Below are 19,330 nucleotides of genomic sequence, written 5' to 3'. Positions count from 1 at the left end.
TAAAAAGATGGGGCTGTACCAAAGTCATCGTTAGATGACTCAGGTACAGCCCCTTTTAGCATTACAATAGCGTACCGTCCGTTAAAACTTTCACCTAGACGGGAGCGTAAGGCTGAGCGCTGCGCTTCGCGCCGTATCGCCGCATTAGCCAAGCAACCGCCACTGGCGCAAAGATGTACACAACTCCGGCCAGCAGCTCCAGCGGCTGGCCGCTTAAGAAGAGCGATACAGACATAAGCACGGTGTTCATGATGGCATGGGTGAACACGGCTGTGAAGAATCCATATCGCAGGAAAATGAAGCTGAAGAGCATGCCGATAATCGTCAGCTCAATCAATCTCGTTGTTGAAGGATAGATCGGGTAGGTCACATGGCCAAGCGCCCAAATGATGTTCGGAATGAGCGCGGCAATGAATGGGTTTTTCAACCATTTCATAAGCAGCCCGGTACCGAACAGCCGGTAAACGGCCTCCTCCTGGATAGCTGCGCACCACGCCAGTAGCGGAATCAGCCACATGGCCGCGGTATTATAGGGGGACTGAGTCACATCGGTCGTTGACCATGCTCCGGTAGCCACAGACAGTCCGCCGAGGATGATCGTTTGCAGTCCAAGTATAATGAATGTGAACACATACGCGAGCTTCATGCTGCTCCAAGCTTCCGAGCCGTAGCTCGGCTCGGAGCCGGCTGTCCAGAGTATCCGGCCTTGAGCTCTCCACAGACCATCCCCAGCAACGAGTGAGAAGTATGCGGATAGCGCCATTATGACCGTCATAATCATCATGAACACCAATTGGGCCGTTACCACCAACTCGGAATTGACCTCATGGCCGTACAGTGCCCTCAGACCATCCAGCATATTGAAATTGTTGATGGCGTAAAAAGTAAGGAAAACGAGAGACAGCGCCCAGCCGCGTCGGAAAGAAGTGTAGCGGCGCATGACGATAGCGTAAATGACCGCCAGTATAAGCAGGATGCCGGATGGCAGCAGGTTGCCAAACAGTGACAGACTCGCTCCGATGCGATCTTGCTCCTCCGTATACGCATTGTAGGCTGCAGGCGCTTCGTACTGCGGCTGGAAGCCGGTCAGCAAGCTGCCGGCTGCCGAGCTCTCGCCCGCGGCCGTCACGAGCAGGCGTGCCTCGCTGATTGTGATAGCCGTTGCTTCATATCGGACGGAGCTCCCTGTATTCTCATCTCCGTCAATGCGTTTCAGCAAGCCGAGACCGAGCGAATCAGCCTCTTGCTGTACGGCTTTGTCAAGATCGGGCCCCTGCAGCTCCATGGTCTGCATCTCGCCGCCGGCGGGTCCCAGCAGTTGCTGCCAACCGACAACGCGGCCAGTCGTCATGCCGATGTCGACGATGACTCTGCGCCCATCTTCAAAGTTTTGGGTCACCTGCCACAGGTCCACCGGAACTTTCCGGCCGGCGCCGCTATCGAACGTTTTGATCAGCTTTTCCTTGGCCAGATAACCGGTCATTTGGCGATCGGCCTGATGCACAGCTCGGGAATTTTGAGGCAGAGCATGGAAGCGTTGCTGAGCAAAGGTCGATGCTGACTCCAGTGCCTGCTCCCGGCTAACAGGCTGTCCCTGCTCCGTTTGGCCGAATATGCCTGAAGCAGAGGGGAGAATTTGCAAAATAATGAATAAGGCAGCGCCGATTATGCCAAACCAGAAATACCTACGCGTTGCCTTATCCTGACGGGATGATAACATACATGTCCTCCTTGTCGATGATGCTTCCGCACAAGATACTGTTATAACCTTACCACAGCTGCTTTCTTTTTATCCATGTTGTTTCCCCGCCTGAGTGAGCCAGAGTTCAAAAGAATGAGCACGGCGGGGATACCGGCATGTTTCAATGACGCCAGCCCTTCACAAGGGGCCAAATCGCCTTCAATGCCATGCAGGCGCATTTGGTAAGCTGTCCTCTATCCTATATAATCAAATCCGACCATGTAGAACAGCCGAATTCCACTTATTATATTGGAAACGGGGGAACCAACGCGCGCCGTAGCGGGTAACAACGGCCGCAAGGGGTGAATTCTGGTCGGAGGTAATATACTCCGACCAGATAGGGCGTCCGTCACGCCCGAATCCGTCAGCTAACCTCGGAGGCTGCATGACAGGACTCACAGGCGCTAAGCACCGGGTGTTTCCGGTGCTTTTTGTCGTGCTGAAAAGGAGAACGAATACACATGTCCGCTTGGAAGCCGCAGCTGCGGCAACTCCTCATCCCTTCGCCGCCGCGCATCCTGATTGCCGGTTTTGCGCTGATTATTTTGATCGGCTCCCTGCTACTCATGCAGCCCTTCGCCACGGCGGACGGCGCTGGTACGCGCTGGATCGACGCGCTGTTTACTGCGACCTCGGCAGCTTGTGTGACCGGGCTTGTCGTTGTTGACACCGGTACGCATTACTCTACGGCTGGACAGGCGATCATCCTGATCCTGATCCAGGTCGGCGGGCTCGGCTTCATGACGATGGCGACTTTGTTCGCAATTATGTTGCGCAAGCGGATTTCGCTTAAGGAGCGGCTGCTGCTGCAGGAAGCGATGAACCAGGGCTCGATGGAAGGCATTGTCCGCCTCATTCGAAGAGTATTGCTTTACTCTTTTGTCATCGAAGCTTGTGGCGCGCTGTTGTATACGATCCGTTTCATGTACGATATGCCGCCGGGACGAGCGTTATACTTTGGCATTTTCCATGCGATATCGATGTTCAACAACGCCGGATTCGACATTATGGGTAATTACAGTAGTATGACCAGCTATGTAGCCGATCCGCTCGTGAATCTGGTTACTGTCGCCCTGATCATACTAGGAGGACTAGGATTCATCGTGCTTTCGGATTTGATGGATTTTCGGCGGAAACGCCGATTGACGCTTCATTCAAAAGTCGTGCTGTTAACATCGGGCGGGCTGATCGTAATCGGAACAATTGTTATTTTCTTATTTGAATTCAGCAATGCCAAAACGATGGGGCCACTTGATTTCGGCGGCAAGCTGTTAGCCTCGTTGTTCCAGTCGGTATCGACCCGTACCGCCGGACCGAACTCGATCGATATTGGGGCTATGACACAAGCCAGTCTATTTTTCATGATCATACTCATGTTTATTGGAGCCTCTCCTGGTTCCACCGGGGGCGGTATCAAAACGACAACGTTTATGACGCTCGTTGCGGCGATGTGGGCGATGCTCAGAGGCAAGGAAGACATCGTGCTGTTCCGTAGTCGGCTGGCCAAGGAGCGAATTATGAAGGCATTAACCATTACGATGCTTTCGATTGCAATTGTCCTGGCATCAACGATGATTTTATGTACACTCGAGGATCGAGATTTCCTGCGTATTTTATTCGAGACCGTTTCGGCGTTCGGCACAGTTGGCTTGAGCACAGGCATTACACCGGGATTGCAGGACGTTAGCAAGGTAGTCCTTAGCTTGGTCATGTTCGCTGGCCGGCTCGGCCCGCTCACGATGGCTTTTGCACTGCGACCGAAACAAAGCAAAGAAGTGTACAAACATCCAGAAGGCAAGATTATTATCGGATAAGAAGGGAAATAAAGAGAAACAATGGGCAAGGGGACAAAAGGAAAAGGAAGTCAGTTTTGCGTGATCGGATTGGGCCGCTTCGGGTCCAGCTTGGCTAAGGAGCTTGTACATCTTGGACATGAGGTGCTTGGCATCGATCGCAGTGAAGAACTGGTCGACGATATGAGCAGCTTACTGACGCACACGGTATGCGCCGACTCTACCGATGAGGAAGCGCTGCGTTCGCTTGGCATTCGCAATTTTGACTGCTGCATCGTAGCGATTGGCGGTGATATTCAGGCAAGCATCATGACGGCAATTCTGGTGAAGGATTGTGGCGTCAAAAAGGTCGTCGTCAAAGCAGTGACTGAGCTGCACGGTAGGGTGCTTGAGAAGCTTGGCGCAGACAGGGTCATCTACCCGGAGCGGGATATGGGCATTCGCGTTGCGCATCAGCTCGTGTCGCCCAATCTGCTGGACTACATCGAGCTGTCCTCGGATTATTCCGTGGCAGAGCTTTCTGTTCCGCAATGCCTGTCCGGCAAAACGCTGGCCGATATCGACCCGCGCAAAAGGTATGGTTGCAGCATCGTCGCCGTTAATAAGCCGAATGGTGTCATTATCGCGCCTAAGGCCGAGCAGGTGTTGGAGGAAAAAGACATTATGGTTATCATTGGTACTAATGATGGAATCGAGAGCTTCGAGAAAGATGTTAGCGAGCGCTAACTGAACTCAGCCTCCGAGGCTGAACCGACTAAATCGTCTCAACCGTCTCAACCGTCTCAACCGATTCAACCTGGAAGTCCGCCTTTGGCATTCAGCGCTGAACGCGAGCGGGCCGCAAAACTTGCTGCTGCCTCCGTAATCCATTGGCGAACGATCGGCTCTAGCAAGGAAGGATCGCCATGAATGAGCGAGGTTGTGCGACGCATCCCTTTGAGCTCAGGAATTGGTGAGACAAGCAGATCGTTGTCTTCCAGCATTTGCGTCCGGATATAGGAGCGAGGGAGCAGCGTTGCGGCGCTGCATGTATGCAGCAGCCGAAGGATGGCCTCGAAGGAGTCGATCTCCATACGCACATCGGGATGCAGGCTGTACGTATCGAACAGCTCATCGGTAAAGTTGCGGAACCAGGTGCCCTTTGAGAAGAGGATCATCGGAAGGCCGTCTAGGTCCTTGATGCCGATTTTGTCTCCCAGCATGCGCCCGCGTGGCAGCACGAGTTCAAGATGATCATCGAACAGGCGTACACTATGCAGTTGAGGGGCGTCAATGAGGGATGCCACAAGTCCGAGCTCAATTTTCTTTTCACGGACAAGCGAGACGATCTCATGCGTTTTGCCGGTGACGACCTTAATGTCGATCTCCGGATGACTTCCGGTCAACGCCTGGATGAGATCCGGCAGCGTCGTCTGCAGCGTTGTCAGGCTGGCGCCGATCGTCAAGGTGAAGCGATGCGACTGCTTAAATTCCGCAAGTGTAAGCAAATATTGCCGGTGCATCTGACGCAGCTGCACGGCGTAATCGTAAGTCAATTCGCCGATGCGGGTCAGTTCAAGGCGGCGTCCTACGCGGCGGAACAAGGGCACACCAAGCTCGCTTTCTAGCTTGGCGATTTTGCGAGAGAGCGCAGGCTGTGACAAATTGAGTAGTGCCGATGCTTTATTCATGCTGGATTGCTCAACAATAGCAGCGAACAGCTGCAAATCCTCCTGCATATGGATTCCTCCTGTTTTTAAACCTTTACTTATGCGTTTATGTTATAACATTGTATAAAAAATAAACAATATCTTTATAAGTGAAAAGGGAGTAGGATGGAAACTGTGGCTAATCTGTGTCATGTCGAGGTCGAAAGCTGTCGTGTTTTGTTGACGCTGTCTGACACGGGATGTAAAATAAATGAGGTTTCTTCAATGATGATTACGCATTCAAACGGCTGGAAAGGAGATCGTATTATTTATGAAAGGAAATTCCTATTTGACGCGCAAGATTCACTCCTTGCTCGGGGTGATTCCGCTTGCATTATTCCTCGTCAATCACGCCATCACCAACTATTCGGCGTTTGAGGGAGGTCTGGAGGGGTTCAATAAGAGCGTAGCATTGCTCAACGGCCTGCCATTGATCTACTTCTTGGAGATTTTTGGCATTTTCTTGCCACTCTTCTTCCACGGCGTATATGGACTTTACGTCGCTTACCAGTCGAACTGGAATAACTCCCGTTTCCAATATGGCCGGAACTGGGCCTTTACGCTGCAGCGTATTTCGGGTGTCATTACGTTTATCTTCATCGTGTGGCATGTTTATCAGACCCGCTACCAGGTACTGGTCGGCAATCTGACCCACGAGCAGCTCGGCAATCAAATGTACGAAATATTCACAAATCCAGTTAGCGTTGTTCTCTACACGATCGGCGTTCTCGCTGCGGTATTCCATTTCGCCAACGGCATGTGGTCATTCCTCGTGAGCTGGGGTATTACGGTCGGACCGCGCGCTCAGCGCATCTCCTCCTATATCTGGATTGGGGTGTTCGTAATCGTATCGACACTGTTCCTGCTCTCCATTGTGGCGTTCAGAAGCGAAGAATTCGCGGAAACAGCTTCAGCAGTAAGGACCTGGATCGGTTAACACGTTAGACAAGGAGGACCTATACACTCATGGCCAAAAATAATATTATCGTCGTCGGCGGCGGACTTGCCGGCTTGATGGCAACAATTAAAGCAGCCGAGGCGGGCGTGCATGTTAATCTTTTCTCGCTCGTTCCGGTAAAGCGCTCCCACTCCGTATGCGCGCAGGGCGGCATCAACGGCGCCGTAAATACGAAGGGTGAAGGAGATTCCCCTTGGGAGCATTTTGATGACACCGTTTACGGTGGCGACTTCCTCGCGAACCAACCGCCGGTCAAAGCGATGTGCGAAGCAGCTCCCGGCATCATCCATCTGATGGACCGCATGGGCGTTATGTTCAGCCGTACACCAGAGGGCTTGCTGGACTTCCGCCGTTTCGGCGGAACGCAGTATCACCGCACGGCATTTGCCGGCGCAACAACCGGCCAGCAGTTGCTGTACGCTTTGGACGAGCAGGTGCGTCGCTGGGAAGCTGCTGGCCTCGTAAGCAAGCATGAGCACTTTGAGTTCATGGGCGCTGTTTTGGATGACGATGGCGTCTGCCGCGGTATCACCGGTCAGGACCTGCGCACGATGGAAGTCCATTCCTTCCGTGCCGATGCGGTCATCCTGGCGACTGGTGGTCCTGGTATCATTTTCGGCAAAACGACCAACTCGGTCATCAATACGGGCACAGCGGCGAGCGCGGTGTACCAACAGGGCGTTAACTATGCCAACGGCGAGATGATTCAGATCCACCCAACGGCCATTCCCGGCGATGACAAAAACCGTCTGATGTCGGAATCGGCACGCGGTGAAGGCGGACGCATCTGGACCTACAAAGACGGCAAGCCTTGGTACTTCCTCGAAGAGAAGTATCCGGCCTACGGCAACCTCGTACCTCGTGATATTGCGACGCGCGAGATTTTCTCCGTCTGCGTGGACCAGAATCTCGGCATCAACGGCGAGAATATGGTTTACCTTGATCTTTCCCACAAAGATCCGAAGGAGCTTGATGTTAAGCTCGGCGGCATCATTGAGATCTACGAGAAATTCGTCGGCGACGATCCACGTAAGCTGCCGATGAAAATTTTCCCAGCGGTTCACTATTCAATGGGCGGCATGTGGGTTGACTACAACCAGATGACGAATATTCCAGGCCTGTTCGCTTGCGGCGAATGTGAATACCAATACCATGGCGCGAACCGTCTCGGCGCGAACTCGCTGCTGTCCGCCATCTTTGGCGGCATGGTTACCGGACCAAAAGCGGTTGAGTACATCAAAGGTCTCAAGTCTTCAGCAGAGGATGCTTCGGCCAGCATATTTGACCGCGAGGTTACGCTGCGTACGGACAATTATGAGTCCATCCTCAAGATGAATGGCACGGAGAACGCTTATGTACTGGCCAAAGAGCTTGGCGAGTGGATGACTAACAACATGACCGTTGTGCGTTACAACAACCGTTTGGAAAAAACAATCCACAAAATCAAAGAGCTCAAACAGCGCTTCAACAACATCAACATCAACGATACGGCTCGCTGGAACAACGCTGGCGTAGCTTTCACTCGTCAGCTGTGGAATATGTTTGAACTGGCCGAAGCGATGACCAAGGGAGCTCTGCTACGCGACGAGAGCCGTGGCGCTCACTACAAGCCGGACTTCCCGGAACGCGACGACGATAATTTCCTCAAAACGACGATTGCCAAGTTTACGCCGGAAGGTCCGGAAATTTCCTACGAGGAAATCGATACGTCACTCATCAAACCGCGTAAACGCGACTACTCGAGCAATAAATCCTAATGAGGAGGGAGAACGACAATGGCAACAGAGACACCTACCAAAGCGGGCAAAATGGTTAAGTTCATCATTACCCGTCAGGATTCGCCGGAAGCGGCTCCTTATACCGAGGAGTTCGAGATTCCGTACCGTTCCAATATGAACGTCATCTCAGCGCTTATGGAAATCCAGCGTAATCCGGTGAAGACCGACGGCAAGTCGACAACTCCGGTGTGCTGGGAGTCCAACTGCCTTGAGGAAGTATGCGGAGCCTGCTCCATGGTTATCAACGGCAAGCCGCGTCAAGCGTGCAGCTCGCTGGTCGACAAGCTCGAACAGCCGGTACGCGTCGCTCCGATGAGCACGTTCCCGATTGTGCGCGACCTCGTTATTAACCGCGAGCGGATGTTCAACGCGCTCAAACGCGTTAAGGCGTGGATTCCGATCGACGGCACGTATGATCTCGGACCTGGCCCGCGTATGGCAGAGACGAAGCGTCAATGGGCGTACGAGCTGTCCAAGTGTATGACTTGCGGCGTTTGCCTCGAGGCATGCCCGAACGTCAATGATCGTTCTAGCTTCATCGGTCCGGCAGCCGTTTCCCAGGTTCGCCTGTTCAACGCCCATCCAACGGGCGAAATGAACAAGGCCGAGCGCCTGGAGACGCTTATGGAGGATGGCGGCATCGAAGGCTGTGGCAACTCGCAGAACTGTGTGCGTTCCTGCCCGAAAGGCATTCCGCTCACGACTTCCATCGCTGCAATCAACCGCGATACAACAGCACAGCTGTTCAAGAACTGGCTGAGCTTCTAAACCAACATATTAAGCCCACCCGAACACCGCTTGCTCAAGCGGCGTTCAGGTGGGCTTTTTTGTACCCTCTATAGCAGAGCCGTTGGAGTCATCAAGGTGCGGAGGTGTCGCTAACAGCGGCTTGGATCAGCTGGAGAGAGTTGTCCAGCTTTTTTGAGTCGCTGCGGATGGCGGCGATATAAGTACGCCCTGCGACGCCTAAGCTCTTGATGAGCGGGCTGTTTGATACATCGACGCCGAACATCTTCTCGGTTGGATCTTCGGTAGTAGGGAATAGGACGGCTCTGCTGTCTTCAGCCGTGATGCCGAGCTTACCTGTATGTGCGCCGAGATCGATTAAGGTGTTGTCGCGAGCAAGCTTTTCAAAATTCGGTCGGTCAAGAATATAAACATCGTCCTTATTAGAAATCAAATCGATGAGGCTCTTCTGAAGAAGCGCCATATCCTGGCCCGACTTAGGGTCGCCTGGGATGTAAGTTATATGGACCGTGGTGCGTTTCCATTCAGGGAAACGTTTCACGAGCTTCTCCTCGATAGGCTTCAAATCCATACCGCCGCCTACCGGGCTGCTGCCGTCTGCGCCGAAAAACTCTCCGAAAAACGAAACAGCCAGCGCCGAAGGAGGGAGCTTCGCGAGCTCAGCTTGTTCCCGCTTGTTGTCCACATAAGTATTGATGCCGTAAATGATGGCTGCGATCAGCACGATGACGCCGAGTAGATGGAATTTATAATAGCTGAAGAAATGGTCGACCTTCTCTGCCGTTCCAGCCATGCCCTTGTACTTGCCGTAAGCCTGCTCATTAAAAGCTTCCTTAGACTGAGCGGTATCCTGCTCCTGAATGATTCGATAAGCGGCGTTGATGCGTTCTAGAATGACTTGTCCTTCTTGGGCCGAGCCGCTCGATTGCTGGCGAGTGCGCGCCCTTCGAAGCAGCAAGTCGTATTTTTTCTCGACTTCTTCCTTGGAGGCGTTTTCATTCAGTTCCAATTCTGCATAGGCTTGTTTGATTTTATCGTTCTCCATACTTCACCCCTCATCCTCACTGTCCGCGTATAAGTGTCTCTTCTAGTATAAGCCCCGAGCCAAGTCTTTTTCCACTCTGGATGATGGTTCGACTGTTGTCCTATTAGAGGTTGTTCAAAAAAACCACCATTGATCACGAAGTAAACCAGGAAGCGAACTCCACATCGAATCTTGTGTTCACCATACAACCTTCTCGATGCTGAATGGCGACCTTTTTGAACACGGACTATTAGGCCAAATCCTTGCATAAAACAAAAAAAAAGCTGCCCGGAGGGCAGCTGCAGTTTGCGGGTTACATCCAATTTTCTCCCCAGCTTTGAATCGATTCAATAACTGGTTCCATATGTCGCCCTTTTTCGGTCAGCTCGTATTCGATGCGGACCGGCATTTCTGGGTAAACATTGCGCGTTACAATCTCGCAAAATTCCAGTTCTTTCATTCGGTCGGTGAGCATCTTGTCACTCATCTCCGGGATCTGTTCCTTAATTTCCTTGAAACGCTTGGGTCCCCCAAGCAATACTCGGATAATCAAGCCCGTCCACTTCTTGCCGAGCAACTCGATGGCTGCTTCGTATTTGGGGCACATTGTGGAGTAGTCCATTCGTATCACTCCTTCTGTTGCAATTATTGTATCACATATGACTATTCAATTGTAAGTGAAGCTGATCTATTTGATCAATTAAATTACTTTTAAATATGTACTTGACATATGTAAGTAACATACGATAAGATAAGCGCAGCAAAGCAATTCAGTCATATAAAAGGGGAGTTAATTGTTATGATGGACGTTGGTTTATTGATCTTGAGGGTTGTTATCGGACTACTTTTTATCGGCCATGGCGCGCAAAAACTGTTCGGTTGGTTCGGAGGATACGGCATTAAGGGTACGGCGGGCTGGCTGGAGTCGATAGGCGCTAAGCCTGGAGTTCTAATGGCGGTTCTTGCAGGACTTGCAGAGCTGCTTGGCGGTGTGCTCTTAGCACTCGGCTTGTGGGTATGGGTTGCGGCGGTACTTCTTATTGTGCCGATGCTGGTCGCGATCTTCAAGGTTCACGGTACGAATGGCTTGTGGGTAACTTCCAACGGATACGAGTATAACTTGGTTCTGATCGCGGCAGCTCTAGCTATTGCTTTGATCGGTGCAGGTAACTATTCAATCGACGCTTTGTTATAAGACTAGCAGAAGATGTTAAGGTTCCTTTCCAAGAGGGGCCTTTTTTCTCGTTTAAATAAGGGGATATTCGCAGGAGGCGCAACTTTTTGCGTTGAAATTCGTCTTTTGACTAAGAAGCTTGGCAAAAAAGGATGAGATGGCGAGACGGTTTCGCTATAATAGAAAAACGACGACGATAGACCAGGAAGAGAGGTGTCTCCATGCCGGATGATTGGGGATTTTTTGAACGCGTGTCGGAATCCAAAGAACAGATGCGGATCCTGGTCAATTGCGCCTGGAAAAAAGATGCTCCTCCGTCCGGGCTCGGCCAGCTTCTGTCGATTACGATCAACCTGTACTCAGTTCGCAGCCAGCAGAAGAGCAAGGTTGGCATGATTGCCGAGCTGGAGAAGCTCGAGCAGCGGCTTGAGGATGCTGTATCGGCAGAAGGAGAAGCCAACTACATCGGACGGATTAACACGCCGAAAAGGCTGGAATATTATTATTATATTAGCGACAATGCTTTGCTGAATTCTTTAAAAGCCATGCTTGGCCAACATCAAGAATATCGCCTTCATTATTACGCTAAGCCCGACCCAGACTGGTCCTTTTACCGCTATATGCTGCCGGACGCACTGGAGGAGCTGTTAATTCATAACGCCCAAATGGTGTATGCACTGCTCAATCGCGGTGATGACATTCGCCAGCCCCGCAATGTGTATCACTGGCTATTGTTCCGGGATTCGGATGAACGCAAGATGATGAGGATGAAGCTGGAAGGGATGGGCTACCGGATCGAGGAGGGCAAAAGCGGCGAGCCTGAGCCGGAATATCCCTATCCGCTCGTCATTAGCCGGTTTGAAGATGTGCGGCTGGAAACGGTCAACGGCCGAGTTGACGAGTTGTACCGCATGCTGGGAGGCAACGGCGGCAAGTATGACGGATGGGGCTCCGTCATGAAACAGCCGGCGATTTACCGGCTCCGGCTATGGCTCAAAAAACGATTGTGCACGCTGAGCCTTTCCGGACGCCACAAGGTATAAGGTCCAGGTAAAACCTTAGCCGGCTCTAAAGCCTATAATCGCACCATAATGAGTCCGGCCATCAGGCTGACGAAAGCCAGCCATTGCAGTCTTGTCAGGCGCTCCCGGTAGAGCAAGATCGAGCCGGCCGCCACGACAAGGCTGTTTGTCGCGAAAATCGGAGCGGCAAGATTGGCCTTGCCCGTCTCTAGAGCGAGCGCGTACAGCTGCAGGCCACCGTAGGAGAACAGGCCAGCGAGCAACCCGAGCTGCAGGCCGATGTTTTTTGAGGCGCTGACGGTTCGGCTGGTGTCATGTTGGCTCCGTCCAACCCAGACTTTTCCGGCGAACCAGAATAGCGAGAGCAGGTATCCAGTGAACAGAACGGCCGAAGCAGGAAACCCGAGTTCTCCAGTAACCTTGAGTCCGCCGTTACGGAAGGTGAACAGGAGCACTGCCGCTCCCGTGTAGAAGAACCACATCCGGCTGACGAGCATAAGCTTCTCCGCTGGGCGAATAGCGATTAACACTGCTGCCGCAAGCAGTAGGCCGACCCCAGCTGCTTCCCAAAGGCCGAGGGGCTCCCTGTACAGGAATACCGACAGGCCAATGACAAAAATTATGTTCAGGTTGGTAATTGGGGAGGTCAGACTTGCGGGCCCATGCTGCAGAGCCTTCATAAACACGATATTGCCCCAAGCCGAGCCAGCTCCGATCACGGCGCCGAACAGCCATAAACGCCAACTGCCCAAAGAACTCCAGCCGCCGTCCAGCAGAGATTGAACGAGAAATCCGGCTGTACCAGTTATGTACAGGCCAAGCAACAGGAAGTTGTTGTCGCCGCCTTTCATTTGCGACACCTTCATCCACCAGCCGGCGAAGCCGAAGATGAGGGCGCTGCCGATTGCAATGAGCAGCCAGGTAGTTTCGGTCAGCATAGGTTCTCCTTTCGAAGGACTAGTTCAATACGAGTAACGGAGGAATGCTTTGTTACACAAATGAAATATTTCTGTCACGTCCTTATTACAAAGAACGGTTATGATAGTTGCATGACCCCCTTTTAATAAATATTTTTGGGACCTTCCAACTGGAAGGTCCCCTTTTTTTGCCCAAAAAAGAAAAAGCGGCAGGCTGGCTCTAAGCCATACCTCCGCCTGCTTGAACCTGAGCTGCTCTGTTCGGTCTGCCTTAGAGCGGGACGGAAACCGGCTGTTTCTGCCGATAGAAAAACCATTCCTTAAAGCCGATTGCCCTCAGTGTGCTGCGCACCTCTTCCCAATCATCGCCAACTCTTGCCGGCACATGAGAGTCGGAACCGAAGCTGACCTTCACGCCGTAGTGCAGAGCGCGCTCCAAAATCGCTTCTGAAGGGTACCAACCGCCGACGGTTTTGGTTTTGCCCGAGGTGTTAATTTCGATGGCGGATTGACTGCCTGCAATAGCCTGCAGCGTAAGGTCGATGCTTTCGGAAGCCGAGATGTCGGAGAAGGCCGGGTAATAACCCTTCATTGCATCGATATGCCCGAGAATCTGGAACATGCCGCAGAGGGCAGATTGGCGGATCAGCTCGTAGTATTCCCTTTTTTGCTCCGCTTGCACCACATCGGATAATCCTTCCCAGCGATTGCGATTAAAAATGCTCTTGCCACCCGAAAAATGGACGGAACCGATCAAGTAGTCAAACGGGTATAACTCGTAAGCGGTACGATACGCCTCAGCATGCTCGGGGAAATAGTCCGATTCCATGCCAAGTAGGACTTCGATTCGCCCCTCGTACTTCTTTTTGAGCGTCAGCACCTCATCTACATAACTCGGCAGCCAGCTCCGTGCCATTGTGATTCCTGGATTGGGATGGTCGTCCTCACTGCCAAAGTAAGGCGAATGATCTGATATGCCAATGACATCAAGCCCAGCGTTGATGCCGGCAACAATATAATCCTCGATACTTCCTTCCGCATGGCCACAGCGGGTATGGTGAGTATGCAAATCAAATTTCATACGAACAAGCATCCTCCCTTGATTTCACTTGTGTGGCTGCTACTCGCTGCTGATGAACTGAGCCTCCGGCATGCCCTTGAGATCGCTCAAAAACTGCTGCATGGCCGAGTTCACATAACGTCCGGACTTATAAACGACGCCAACCGGGTGGCTAACCTCAAGCTCACTTACCTTGATCATGCGCAGTGTGCCGAGCCTAAGCTCATTGGCAATCGATTGTTTGGAAACGACGGCGGCTCCGAGATTGATTTCGACCATCCGTTTGACCTCTTCGCTGCTGGACAGCTCCATGACGATGTTCGGCGTAATGCCATGCGCGGCGAATACCCGATCGACAAAGCGGCGCCCAAGCGTATCCGGGGACAGCATGATGAGCGGAGTTTCCCTTAATTTGTCCAGCGAGGCATGTTTAAGATGTGCCAGTGGATGGCCTGGAGAAACGACAAGCTCGAAGTTGTCGTAATACAGCGTCGACATCTGCACATTGGGATTATTTTCGATCAGATACGTCAATCCGAGATCAACGCTTCCGTTCTCCACGCTTGTCATGACCTGAGCGGAGGGCATGGTGTGAATGGTTGTTTTGATCAGTGGGAACTGGTCCTGAAAATAGGACAGCACGCGAGGCAGGATCTGAATCGCAATGGAGCTCGTCGTGCCGAGCACGATATGGCCCTGCGGTGTATGATTCAGGTCGGACAGCTTCTGCTTCAGCTCCTCGACTATGTCCAATATGCGGGTGGAATGCTCCAGAAACACCTGGCCGCGATCGGTCAGCGTGACCGGCTGATTGCGGTCAACCAGCACCGTTTTAAACTCCTCTTCCAGACTTTTGATCTGGGCGGATACGGCAGGCTGAGTCAGATTAAGCAGCTCTCCGGCTTTGCGGAAGCTCATCGTTTTGGAGATCATAAGTAGGGTTTCCAGCTGGCTGATATTCAGTGGCGTACCTCCTCGCTCCTATTAGATTAGGTTCGGATGATAAGACTTTTTTATCACTATCCCTCTAGTATAGCCAAGTGAATGACGAGGGTAAAGGGAGCATATCTTTACCTTAATTTATAATAGAAGCGATTCCGCTTGCCGGAGGAATCCGCAATATGGCGGCGAAGCCTTACACGATGGGGAAGTTTGCCTTGCCCGCACAGGAAAAGGGGGAATGACCATGGACAAAAAAGCGGTCCGCGGCTGGGTTTGGTACGATTGGGCGAACTCCGCTTTTGCTACCACGATGCTGGCCGCCGTCATGCCGGTTTATTATGAATCGGTTGCCGGCAGCGGCCTCGCAGGAAACCTCGCCCAAACCTACTGGGCTAACACGCAGAGCATCGCGATGCTGCTTGTCGCCGTCCTGTCGCCGCTAGCTGGAGCGGCTGCGGATTTGTCTCGCTCCAAGCTGCGCTTCCTGGTCGCTTTCACAATTCTTGGTGCGGTATCAAGCTCGCTGATGGCGTTCGCCGGAGAAGGAGATTGGCTATTTGCCTCCTCTTTGCTCGTACTCGGCATCGTTGGCTTCTCGACGGGCAATACATTTTATGACGCCCTGCTGCGGGACGGAGTGCCGGAGGAGCAGCGGCATGCCGTCAGCGCTCGGGGGTACGCCTATGGTTATGCTGGCGGCGGCGTGCTGCTAGCGATTAATCTGCTCATGATTTTGCAGTGGGAGCGGCTCGGCTTCCCGAGTAAAACAGCGGCAACTCAGCTCGTGTTCGCTACGGTCGGCGTCTGGTGGCTGCTGTTCGCGCTGCCTCTGTTCACCCGGTGGAAGGAGCCGCGCCCTACCGAGGAGAAGGGAGGTTCCATGTCCGTGCTTAGCGCGGCGGGAGCTTCCTTCGGCAGGCTGGGGCAATCGCTGCGCAGCCTGCGTCATTATCCTGAGCTGCTCAAGTATATGGCGGCATTTTGGTTTTTCAACGATGGCATAAGCACCGTCATCGTCATGGCCACCATTTACGGGGCCGGCATCGGCATTAATTCGGATGACTTGATCCTGGCGCTGCTGCTGACGCAGTTCACAGGACTACCGGCTACGCTGTTGTTCGGACGAATGGTAGCTCGATACGGAGCGAAGCGGATGCTGAGCGGCTCACTGCTCGTTTATCTGGGCATCGTTGTGCTTGGTTACTTTATGACTAGCTCTGCCCACTTTTTCGCGCTGGCTTTCCTTGTCGGCCTCGTACAGGGTGGCAGCCAGGCGTCGGCGCGCTCGCTGTACGCCAGGCTTGTTCCAATCGACCGCTCGGGCGAATGGTTCGGCTTCCTGGCGCTCAGCAGCAAGTTTACCTCCGTGCTGGGACCGCTCGTGTTTTCCATCACCGGCACGCTGACCGGCTCCAGCCGGGCAGCAATTCTGTCGGTCGCAGCATTTTTTGTAATTGGCTTCGCGCTACTGCAACTGGTCAACTTCCAGAGGGGGGCTGAGCAGGCGGCGCTTGTTGTGCCAGATGCGGGCAGTGGCACTGGGGCCGATGGCGGAGGAGGAGGCCTCCAAGCATAGCAGCATAAAATCGCAAAGCCCCTTGCCGCCGACGCGTTTTAGCGCGTCAGGTACAAGGGGCTTTGCCCATGCTTGGAGGTTCTGCAAGCGTAGCGTCACAACATCGCGGGCCGTTCATAACCAATCCTTTTTGCGGAAGAAGAACAACATGCCGCCGCCGAGCAGAAACATGAAACCCAGCAGGAAATAGAAGCCATAATAGAAGTTCGCACCTGGCATATGGGAGAAGTTCATTCCATAGATACCGGTAATGAAAGTTAGCGGCATGAAGATCGTCGTAAGCGCCGTGAACACGCGCATGATCTCATTCGCTCGATTGGAAAGGCTGGACTGATAAGCCTCGCGTAAGTTGCCCATCAGGTCGCGGTACGTGTCAAATGTCTCCGTAATCTTCACAGCGTTCTCCAAAATATCGCTGAAGTACTTCTGGAGCTGGTCGTCGATCAGCCGCAAATCCTTCTTATTGAGCGTGGCGATAACTTCGCGTTGAGGTCCGAGCATTTTTTTGAGCCAGAGAATTTCACTGCGCAGCCCGATAATCTCATTCAGATGAGATTTCTTGGTATGCATCAGAATATCCTCTTCGAGGCTCTCAATACGGGCTTCGATCCGGTCGCCGACGATAAAGTAATTATCCACAACAAGGTCGACTAGGTGATACAGGAAGCGGTCCGGCCGGCCGATCTCTTGTTCCCATAAAATAGGCTTCAGCGAGCGCAGCTCGTTGATCTTCTGCTTAGTGACAGTAATGATATAATGCCGTCCAAGAAAAATGTTCAGCGCACGGAGGAATATTTCCTCGTCGTCAAACCGAATGCTGCTAATTACGATAAAATAATGACCTTCATAGAGCTCGATCTTCGGACGTTGCTCCTCATCGCTGAGGCAGTCCTCCACGGCCAGATCATGCAGGCCGAAAAGCGGCTGCAAATAGGCGAGATCCTCGACATCCGCGTCGATCCAATAAAATCCCTCCAATGGAGGGGAAAGAGTTGCTTCCAATTGATCTACCGGCGTGAATACGCCGTTGTTGACCATCCGGATTTTCATGGTCCATATCTCCTCTCGGTCTAGAAGACGAAAGAGAAGCCGGATGCCCGGGCCTGGGCGGCCCGCCGGTCGGCGGAGAATGCGCCTATCTTAGATCAGCGGGAGGGCGCGCGCCCCGTGATTCAGCAGACAGAGATTAACAGCCATGCAAGGCGGGATCCGGCTTGTCGTCTTCTTGGTGATGGCTTGCGGGTACAGATTTGGGTGCAGGCTTCGGCCTATCGCCTTCCATGGCGTTTCACTCCTTTGCGAACGGGGATAAAAGTCTTGTCTAGTATACTCTTCCGTTCAGCTACACTCAAGCGGGAAAATTGGCTCCGGAAATGGGGGTTGTAGGTCATTGTTCCCGGCTTATGTACAGCATATTCAAGCACTTCGACCAGGTTGCGGTAAAAAAGAAACGCTGCGGACCAGTGGGCTTCGCAGCCTAGTGTCCGGATTCTTCTTTTTCGTTGGACAAGCCGGTCACTTCAAAAATCTTGAACAGCAAGCTGAACACGATGGCGGCGACTGTCGCGAGGCCCATGCCTGACAGGGAGAAGTCGCCGATGACGATTTTGGCGCCGCTCAGGCCAGTTACCAGCACGATCGTCGTCAGGTACAGATTGATTGGACGGCTATAGTCGACGCCCGATTCAACAAGCATGCGCAGGCCGGAGGCGGCAATGACTCCGAACAACAACAGCGATACTCCACCCATGACAGGAAGCGGAATATTGGCGACCAGCGCCGAAAACTTGCCCATGAAGGATAACACAATGGCGATGACTGCGGCGCCGCCGATGACATAGGTGGAGTACACCTTCGTGATGGCAAGTACGCCGATATTTTCGCCGTAGGTCGTATTCGGCGTAGCGCCGGTGAAGCCGGAGAGAATCGTGCTGACGCCGTTGCCGAGCATGGAGCGATGCAGGCCGGGGTCTTTGGACAGATCCCTTTTGACAATATTGCTCGTAACGTTCAGGTGGCCGACATGCTCCGCAATGACAACGAAGGCTGCCGGTATAATAATTAGAATGGCGCTCCATTCGAACACTGGTGTGGTGAACACTGGCAATTGAAGCCAGGAAGCTTTGCTCAAAGCTTCGCCAGTCGAGCCGTCCAAGCCCATTAACCACGCCATGGCATAACCGCCGACGATGCCAATTAAAATTGGGATAATCTTGAGAAAGCCGCGCAGCAGCACCGAACCAAGCACCGTGATGAGCAGCGTAGTGATGGACAACAGGATTAAGTCGGGATCAGGCGTCCAAGGTTTGGATGTATCGGGACTGATCCAGCCAGCCATACGTGCTGCGACCGGAATGAGCTCCAAGCCGATGACTAAGACGATTGCTCCCATGGCAGCTGGCGGGAAAATAACATTAATCCAGCCAATGCCGGCAAATTGAATGATAATCGCTACTAAAGTGAAGATGACCCCGGCTGCGATGAAACCGCCGAGTGCGGCCGCATAACCGCCGCCTGTTGTTTGGGTAGTGATTACCGCTGTTGCCGGTACGATGAAAGCAAAGCTTGATCCAAGGTAAGCCGGGATTTTGCCCTTGGTGATGAGGATGTACAGCAGAGTGCCGATGCCGTTCATCAGCAGGCAGACCGCAGGGTCTACGCCGAGCAGATTCGGCACGAGCACGGTGGCGCCGAACATGGCGAATAGATGCTGCAGGCTGAGCAGCAAGCCGAGAACGGTAGGCGGTCTTTCCAACACTCCGATTTCTCTTTTCATAGATGACGCTCCTTTATAGGGATTGATTAGTTCTCGAACTCACAATTCGCCGTGTTAATGAGTCAGTTGAGTGCAGGCACAAACGTGTTTATTCTACAGGCTCGTCAGGCATTTGACAATGATTATTCTGGAGT

At 52.8% G+C, this 19,330-nt stretch carries 17 protein-coding genes and 1 riboswitch; of the genes, 8 read left to right on the top strand and 9 right to left on the bottom strand.

The window, feature by feature from the left end:
• Positions 1-94: 94 nt before the first annotated feature.
• On the bottom strand, positions 95-1,720 hold the full coding sequence (locus tag CGZ75_RS22970; protein WP_089526692.1) for a CPBP family intramembrane glutamic endopeptidase: 1,626 nt from the start codon (positions 1,718-1,720) through the stop codon (positions 95-97).
• A gap of 239 nt (positions 1,721-1,959) precedes the next feature.
• A riboswitch (cyclic di-AMP (ydaO/yuaA leader) is annotated at positions 1,960-2,138 on the top strand.
• Between the two features lie 64 nt (positions 2,139-2,202).
• Here CGZ75_RS22970 and CGZ75_RS22965 point away from each other — a divergent pair.
• A complete protein-coding gene (locus tag CGZ75_RS22965; RefSeq protein WP_089526690.1) occupies positions 2,203-3,555 on the top strand; it encodes a TrkH family potassium uptake protein in 1,353 nt (450 codons plus the stop codon).
• 21 nt (positions 3,556-3,576) lie between these two features.
• The gene (locus CGZ75_RS22960; RefSeq protein WP_089526687.1) at positions 3,577-4,260 is read left to right on the top strand and encodes a potassium channel family protein; all 684 of its coding nucleotides are present in this window, start codon (positions 3,577-3,579) and stop codon (positions 4,258-4,260) included.
• Between the two features lie 65 nt (positions 4,261-4,325).
• On the opposite strand, the gene CGZ75_RS22955 is transcribed toward CGZ75_RS22960, so the two are convergent.
• Complete coding sequence (locus tag CGZ75_RS22955) at positions 4,326-5,252, bottom strand: LysR family transcriptional regulator (protein WP_089526686.1); 927 nt, start codon at positions 5,250-5,252, stop codon at positions 4,326-4,328.
• Positions 5,253-5,493: 241 nt separating this feature from the next.
• On the opposite strand from CGZ75_RS22955, the gene CGZ75_RS22950 reads away from it, so the two are divergent.
• The 3 genes from CGZ75_RS22950 to sdhB are packed head-to-tail and all read left to right on the top strand — an operon-like array spanning position 5,494 to position 8,726.
• Positions 5,494-6,159 (top strand): succinate dehydrogenase cytochrome b558 subunit, encoded by a 666-nt coding sequence (locus tag CGZ75_RS22950; RefSeq protein ID WP_089526684.1) that lies wholly within the window; start codon positions 5,494-5,496, stop codon positions 6,157-6,159.
• A 29-nt stretch (positions 6,160-6,188) separates the two neighbouring features.
• The gene (sdhA, locus tag CGZ75_RS22945) at positions 6,189-7,937 is read left to right on the top strand and encodes a succinate dehydrogenase flavoprotein subunit (RefSeq protein WP_089526682.1); all 1,749 of its coding nucleotides are present in this window, start codon (positions 6,189-6,191) and stop codon (positions 7,935-7,937) included.
• 18 nt (positions 7,938-7,955) lie between these two features.
• Positions 7,956-8,726, top strand: a complete 771-nt coding sequence (gene sdhB / locus CGZ75_RS22940; protein WP_089526680.1) for a succinate dehydrogenase iron-sulfur subunit — start codon at positions 7,956-7,958, stop codon at positions 8,724-8,726.
• 91 nt (positions 8,727-8,817) lie between these two features.
• On the opposite strand, the gene CGZ75_RS22935 is transcribed toward sdhB, so the two are convergent.
• Complete coding sequence (locus CGZ75_RS22935; protein WP_089526678.1) at positions 8,818-9,750, bottom strand: hypothetical protein; 933 nt, start codon at positions 9,748-9,750, stop codon at positions 8,818-8,820.
• A gap of 292 nt (positions 9,751-10,042) precedes the next feature.
• Positions 10,043-10,351: a winged helix-turn-helix transcriptional regulator gene (locus CGZ75_RS22930; RefSeq protein WP_089526676.1), complete on the bottom strand. Its 309-nt coding sequence runs from the start codon at positions 10,349-10,351 to the stop codon at positions 10,043-10,045.
• Positions 10,352-10,528: 177 nt separating this feature from the next.
• Here CGZ75_RS22930 and CGZ75_RS22925 point away from each other — a divergent pair, with 177 nt between their 5' ends.
• Complete coding sequence (locus tag CGZ75_RS22925) at positions 10,529-10,924, top strand: DoxX family protein (protein ID WP_089526675.1); 396 nt, start codon at positions 10,529-10,531, stop codon at positions 10,922-10,924.
• 200 nt (positions 10,925-11,124) lie between these two features.
• Entirely contained in the window at positions 11,125-11,946 is an 822-nt protein-coding gene (locus CGZ75_RS22920; protein ID WP_089526673.1) for a DUF695 domain-containing protein, read from the top strand.
• 32 nt (positions 11,947-11,978) lie between these two features.
• Here the strand turns inward: CGZ75_RS22920 and CGZ75_RS22915 are convergent, their stop codons facing one another.
• The 3 genes from CGZ75_RS22915 to CGZ75_RS22905 form a co-directional block, all read right to left on the bottom strand.
• On the bottom strand, positions 11,979-12,863 hold the full coding sequence (locus CGZ75_RS22915; protein WP_089526672.1) for an EamA family transporter: 885 nt from the start codon (positions 12,861-12,863) through the stop codon (positions 11,979-11,981).
• A gap of 250 nt (positions 12,864-13,113) precedes the next feature.
• Positions 13,114-13,923, bottom strand: a complete 810-nt coding sequence (locus CGZ75_RS22910) for a histidinol-phosphatase (protein WP_089526671.1) — start codon at positions 13,921-13,923, stop codon at positions 13,114-13,116.
• 39 nt (positions 13,924-13,962) lie between these two features.
• Positions 13,963-14,865, bottom strand: coding sequence for a LysR family transcriptional regulator (locus CGZ75_RS22905; protein ID WP_089526669.1), 903 nt, complete (start codon positions 14,863-14,865; stop codon positions 13,963-13,965).
• A 223-nt stretch (positions 14,866-15,088) separates the two neighbouring features.
• Here CGZ75_RS22905 and CGZ75_RS22900 point away from each other — a divergent pair, with 223 nt between their 5' ends.
• Positions 15,089-16,420, top strand: coding sequence for an MFS transporter (locus tag CGZ75_RS22900; RefSeq protein ID WP_089526667.1), 1,332 nt, complete (start codon positions 15,089-15,091; stop codon positions 16,418-16,420).
• A gap of 114 nt (positions 16,421-16,534) precedes the next feature.
• Here the strand turns inward: CGZ75_RS22900 and corA are convergent, their stop codons facing one another.
• Both corA and uraA read right to left on the bottom strand, forming a co-directional pair.
• On the bottom strand, positions 16,535-17,470 hold the full coding sequence (gene corA, locus CGZ75_RS22895; RefSeq protein WP_089526665.1) for a magnesium/cobalt transporter CorA: 936 nt from the start codon (positions 17,468-17,470) through the stop codon (positions 16,535-16,537).
• A 427-nt stretch (positions 17,471-17,897) separates the two neighbouring features.
• Positions 17,898-19,196 carry a uracil permease gene (uraA, locus tag CGZ75_RS22890; RefSeq protein WP_089526663.1) on the bottom strand — a complete coding sequence of 433 codons (1,299 nt, stop codon included), beginning with the start codon at positions 19,194-19,196 and terminating at the stop codon, positions 17,898-17,900.
• Positions 19,197-19,330: the final 134 nt, after the last annotated feature.

The sequence above is a fragment of the Paenibacillus herberti genome (genome assembly GCF_002233675.1).
GTDB classification, from domain to species: Bacteria; Bacillota; Bacilli; order Paenibacillales; family Paenibacillaceae; genus Paenibacillus_O; species Paenibacillus_O herberti.
Note: the sequence above shows the minus strand (reverse complement) of the source record. Positions and strands in the feature narration are given on the sequence as shown.